The 5,617-nt window shown below is 69.4% G+C and carries 5 protein-coding genes; all 5 read right to left on the bottom strand.

Features of this window, described 5'->3' with window-relative positions; all coding sequences use genetic code 11:
* Positions 1-192: 192 nt before the first annotated feature.
* Positions 193-615, bottom strand: coding sequence for a hypothetical protein (locus KBB57_RS19795; protein ID WP_290754060.1), 423 nt, complete (start codon positions 613-615; stop codon positions 193-195).
* Between the two features lie 65 nt (positions 616-680).
* Entirely contained in the window at positions 681-1,622 is a 942-nt protein-coding gene (locus tag KBB57_RS19800; protein ID WP_290754062.1) for a phage protease, read from the bottom strand.
* Complete coding sequence (locus KBB57_RS19805; protein WP_290754064.1) at positions 1,612-3,672, bottom strand: phage tail tape measure protein; 2,061 nt, start codon at positions 3,670-3,672, stop codon at positions 1,612-1,614. Before KBB57_RS19805 ends, KBB57_RS19800 begins: the two co-directional genes overlap by 11 nt.
* A 4-nt stretch (positions 3,673-3,676) precedes the next feature.
* Positions 3,677-4,636, bottom strand: a complete 960-nt coding sequence (locus KBB57_RS19810) for a Mu-like prophage major head subunit gpT family protein (protein ID WP_290754066.1) — start codon at positions 4,634-4,636, stop codon at positions 3,677-3,679.
* Positions 4,633-5,058, bottom strand: a complete 426-nt coding sequence (locus KBB57_RS19815; protein ID WP_290754068.1) for a helix-turn-helix domain-containing protein — start codon at positions 5,056-5,058, stop codon at positions 4,633-4,635. Before KBB57_RS19815 ends, KBB57_RS19810 begins: the two co-directional genes overlap by 4 nt.
* Between the last annotated feature and the right edge of the window lie 559 nt (positions 5,059-5,617).

Consider the following 5,617-nt stretch of genomic DNA (forward strand, 5'->3'; position numbering starts at 1 on the left):
GCCCAATCCTGGTTCCGTATCGGCTTCGACCGCATCCGAAACCTTCTCAGCTCCGATCACAGCCACGCCCTCCACGCATGGCGCAGGCTTGGAAAGCCAGCACAATTTAAGGGAGTCGTGTAGTGTGACGCTGGTCACACTACACGACAGTGGAGTGCCCGGCCCGGGCACATAGGTTACAGATTGTACCGATCACATGGGTGACACCCTCGAGCCGAACGGGGTGTCGATGGTTTGCAGGGTTCGTGCCTCCAGATCGATGTATCCGAGATCGTAGTGCATGAAGCTGACGAGCCAAAGGTCGGTGTCGACCTCGCGCAGGCCGAGGCGCTGGCCCTCGAAGACGGTGGAGATGATGACCGGGCGTCCGTGCAGGGAGATGGTGCCGTTGCGGGCGACGACGAGGTCGCGGTCGTGGAAGGGATAGGCGAGCTCGGGCAGGCCCGGGAAGGGACGCGGCGAGGCGGTGTAGACCTCGGCCGGCATCCTCATGGCGAGCGCCTCGTGCGGGCGCTCGGCGTTGAACGTCGCGACGAAGGCGTCGAAGCGGGCCTGTTGGGCGAGGCTGTTGGCGGCCGCGGGCCGGGTGGTCTCCTGCTTGAGAGTGAGGTGCATGTGTAGTGCACACAATTCTCCCGCAGTGATCTTAATTCCGCCGCAATGACGGAAGTGACCGGGCTTTACCGGATGACCTCGGAAGGGTCGAGGAGCGCCTTCGGGTCGAGGTCGAGCATGCGGCAGATCGCGCGCGCCTCGGGCGAAGGTTGAGGGGCGGCCGCCGCATGAGGGCTCAGCCGCGCGGCGACCGGCCGCAGGATGTGGGCGTAGGCCGGCGCGCCCGCTGCGATGAAGTCTTCGAAGCTCTGCGGCTTCTCGCGACAGAGCGCCGTCGCCCAAGGCCGCATGGCCGGCGTGATGAAGCCCGCCGCCAGCGCCTCCCCGACGCGCTTCTCGGCCGCGCGCTCGCTCATGCTGGCGAGCGCGGTGTTCCGCTCAGCCAGCAGATCGCGCATCACCGCGACCGGCGCATAGTCGGCGGGGTCTGGCTCCGCGACCTCGGACTTGGCGAGGAAGGTTTCCATGCGCTCCATGAGGGCGAGAAGGCGCTGGTCGGTGGCATCGGCGGTGGGTGTCTTCTCGGGGGCGTCGGGCACGGTGGGCTCCTCGCGCGACAGCGCGGTCAGTTCGAGATTGGGGTTGTGGACGAGGCCCGCGCCGGTGAGCCGCCGCACCTGCCGGTCTTGCGGGGAGTAGCGGATCACAGGGCTGAGGTAGCGATAGGCCTTCGCGCCGATCAGCGAGCGGGCGAGCGCCGTCCATTCGACCTTGCCCCAGAGGCCGTCAGCGCGGGCTTGCAGCGCCTTGATCCAGCCGGCGGCCGGGATCGGGCCGCTCTTCAGCTCGGCCTGCGCCTCGGTCTGGTGCTCGTAGTCAATGACCAGGTCGAGGCCGCGCATTGAGGCCGCGATGACGGCGTCGGGATCGGAGAGCTTGAAGGCGCGGCCATCCTGCCCACGGAAGTCGCCGATGGGCAGAAGATGGACCCAATCCGGCGCATCGCCCACACCCTCGCCAGGCGTGAGGTCAAGGGCGGCGCAGGCGGCGGTAAGGTTAGACGGCATAAGCCCCTCCGTCGTGCAGCTCGCCCCCGCGCCCGGCGCGCGCGGCGCGCCGTTCGATCTCGCGCAGGACCTCGCGCGCGATCTCCTGCGGCGACTGGCTGGGCGCGGCGTGGATCACGATTTCGCCGACGCTGACCGTAGTGCTGCTTCGGCTGCCGCCGGCGCGCAGCGCCTTCAGCTCCCGGCTCGAGACGACGTTGCCGTCGATGCGCGGGACGAAGAGCTCCTGCCCTTCCTCCATCCAGCGATAGACCTGCCCGGCGCGCACCGCGCCGCCAAGCGCCCGGCCCGGCGGCGTCGCCTCGGCCGCGCCGATCTCGCCGCCGCCGGCCTCGCCGCCGCCGGAGACCCAGTCCCAGCTGCGCCGCAGCCAGTCGGGCACGATCGCCGCGAGCTTGGCCTGGATCGCGTCGACCATCGGGCCGACGATCGACAGCATGCCGTCCCAGGCGGTGCGCAGGAGCCGCACGCCGGCGTCATAGAGGCTGAAGTCGAAGACGGCGGCGATCTTCTCCTGGACGAAGGAGAGATCCCAGCCGGTCAGGTACTCAGCCAGGTTGACCGCGCCTTCGAGCATCAGCCGGAACGGATTGAACTCGGCGAGCGCGGTCAGAACGCCGCTGAGCAGCCCATCCCCGAGGGCCGCCCGCACCCGGTCGACCTTGTCCTGGAAGAAGGCGACGACGCCGCCCCAATTGCTGTAGATCACGTAGGCGAGGCCCGCGATCGCCGCGCCAAGGGCGGCGATCGGATTGAGCATCGAGACGAAGTTGACGGCGAGCATCGCGGCGCGGAGCGCCCAGAAGCCGGCGCCAAGGCCTGCGACCGACTGGATCAGCACGGGGTTGGCCGCCGCGAAGTCGCCGAAGGACTGGATCATCGGCGTGATCGCCTCGAGCAGCTCGACGAACGCCGGCAGAAGCGCGGCGCCGGCGACGACGGACAGCGCGGTCATGCTGTTGGACAGTATGGTCAGGCGGGATCGGGTGGTCTCGGCGACGCCCTCGTACTCGCGCGTCATCGACCCGGCATACTCGGCCCTGTTCCCGACCAGCCCGAAAGCGCCCTCAAGCAGGCCGATGTTCTCGATGAGGGGCGTGACGCTGCCGATCGCCTCCTCGCCGAACAGCATGCTGATCGCGCCCGCGCGTTCATGCGCCTCAAGCCGACCGAGCGCGCCGACGACGTCGAGGATCGCGCCCTTCGCGTCGACCTGCATGCGCCTGGCGAGGTCGACGGTATCGAAGCCGAGCCGCCCCAGCGTCTCGGACTGGCGTTTGGTCGCAGCCTCGCCATTGGCCAGCGCGCCGGTGAAGTTCCTCAGCGCCGTGGCGGCGATCTCCGGCCCGAGGTCGGAGGACAGGAAAGCCGTGCCGAGGGCCGCGACCTCCTCGGCCGCCAGGCCCACGGACATCGCGAAGCCGCCCTGACGCTGGATCAGGTTCGTCAGCTCGCCGGCCTGCACGCCCATCTTGTTCGAGAGGTGATTGACCGCATCGCCGAGGTTCAGGGCGTCGTCCTGGGAGAGGCCGAGCGTCCGCCGCCAAACCGCCATCGCGCTTCCGGCCGCGCTGGCCGAGATGTCGAAGGCGATCCCCATCTTTCCGGCCGCCTCGGCGAAGGCGATCAGCTCGGCGCGCTTCTCGGCGTCGGGCAGCGCCTCGTCGATGAAGCCGCCGGAGCCGGCGGCCGCGACGATCTCTGCGATGCCGTCGGCCAACATGGGCAGGCCGCCCGACGTCGCCAGCTTCTGGATGTCGCGGCCGAGCACCTCCAGCCCGTCCAAGGCCTCGAAGTCGACCACCTTGCCGACCTCGGCCATCTTCGCCTCGAAGGCGATGGCCGGTTGCAGGGCGCGGTGCATCGCCCAGCCGACGCCCGCGATGGCGGCGGTCTCTGCCGCCATGTTCTCACGCTGGCGCTTCATTTGACCGTCGGCCATCCGCATGGCGCCGCCGGCCATGCTCTCGACCTTCGCCATCGCCGCCCGTGCCGGAGCGGTGGCGCGGTCGACGAACTTGAGGATCAGGGCGACGTTCAGATCGGCCAAGGGATCACTCCTCCTCTTCGGGCGTCTCGGGCGCCGGATCGCCTTCGCCGGAGAGCCAGGGCGAGACGATGATCTCGGCGGTGCCCTTCCACGGGTTGGAGCCGCCGCCGTCGTTGGTCTCGGCGTTGAGGAGCTTCAGCGCCGCCTCTTCCAGCGTCGGCGGCACGACGAGGACGGTGGGGCGGATGCCGAGGATGCGCCCCTTGTCGCCCTTGAGACCGGACATGGCGGCGCGCGCGGCGGCGTAGCTCGCCGCGGTCAGCGCCGCCTTCGACCCGAAGGCGAGCTGCCAGAGGCCGAAGCCGGCGTTGGCCCGCGCCCGGATGCCGTAGAGATACTCGTCGGTCATGAAGACGCGGGTTTCGTCGTGCCGGTTGACCGTCTGGAACTCGTACTCCTCCCGCTCCTGCCAGATGATCGACCGGACGGCGCGCGAGGTGTCGAAGAGGAACCAGGCCGGGCCGGTCCCCGCCTGCATGTTGCTGACCAGGCGGAAGGTGCGCCCGTCGATCGTCACCGGGCCGGCCGGGTCGGGCACCGGGTGCTCGGCGTCGAAGAAGTTCTGGCCGTCGTAGCAGGGCGACGAGAAGCCGGCGTTGAGCAAGCCGAAGATCAGCTCGTCCGGGTGCTGGCGGGCGTTGTGGCCCATCTCGGCGAACATCGGCTTGAAGACGCCGAGCCGGTCGTCCGCGAAATCCGAGCGGGTGATCGAGACGGTGGCCTCGAAGCGGCGGTTGACGATGGTGAAGCCGAAGGCTTCCAGCGCCTTCAGCTCGCGCTCGCCCGAGACCCATTCCCGGAGCTGCGGGAACTGGCCGAGCCAGCCATAGGTCTCGTCCCGCGCCGAGCTGGGGACGGTCATGGCGATCTTGTTCCAGGCGACGGGGGCCTTGGTGTAGGCGTCGGTGTAGACGGACTTGAAGCCCTTGAAGGCGAGGTCGAGCGCCTCGGGATTGAGGATCATCGTGGGATTCCTGCGAGGTGGGGTTGGCGGAGGTGTCCGCGCTGAAGGAAGTCCGCCCGCCAGTGCGAGGCGGTGCGGCTGTGGACGTTGAGGGCGGCGGCGACCTGCGCGAGCGAGCTTCCGCCACGCAGGAGGGCGAGCGCGGTCCAGCGCTGGCGGTGCTTGCGGGCGGCCGGCCCCATCGGAACGGTCAGTCGCCCATAGCCTATCTCGCGCCGAAGCCAGTCCTTCGCCGGATCATGCGGCGTGGCGCGGACGGGAACGATGACTTGCCGGCCGGCGTGGCGCAGGAGGAAGGCCTTGACCGCCTCGGAGCCCAGCTCGGCCTCCATCGCGGGAAGCCAGCCGGGCACGACGACGCCCATGCTCTGGCACTCGGCGCAGGTGGGGAAGAGCAGGTCGGGGGTCGGGTCGCGAGACATGCCCGGAGGCTATGTCAACCCTGACGACCGTTTCACCTTTGAACGAAATCAGGGGCGGGAACGCGACGCCCGGATGGCCGTAACCCCATCGCGGCACATGACCGGCTCCCCGAATGACTCGGGCGTCGCCCTCTGAAAATGCCCCCGATCGGTCCAAAAATCAACCCGGAGGGCCCGCCGGCGGGCCGTCGCCGGGAGGCCCCCGGGCAGACTTCGAAAATTAAAGGGGTTTCCGGCGTTTTTAAAGGGAGTCTGGCGCCGGCGGGTAGGGAGACGGCCCCCCGAACGGAAGGCCCCTCAGCGGCCCGCTCCGCGAGTCTGGCGACGGGGCCGAAAAATGGCGAGGGGCGGCGCATCGCTGCGCCGCCCCTCCCGCTCGCCGGCCCGCCTCGGTCAGGCGGCGCGGGCCTTCATCGCCTTCAGCGCGGTGATGACTGTGGATCGGCATGGAATGTTGACCCCCTGAGCGGGAGGATCGGCGTCCAAAATTGACCCCCCTTCGCCCGCGGTGGCGCGGACACTGCCCGTCCATGTTGGCGGATGGGCGGGAGGGGGATGA

The organism is Amaricoccus sp., from assembly GCF_017993425.1.
Taxonomy (GTDB): domain Bacteria; phylum Pseudomonadota; class Alphaproteobacteria; order Rhodobacterales; family Rhodobacteraceae; genus Amaricoccus.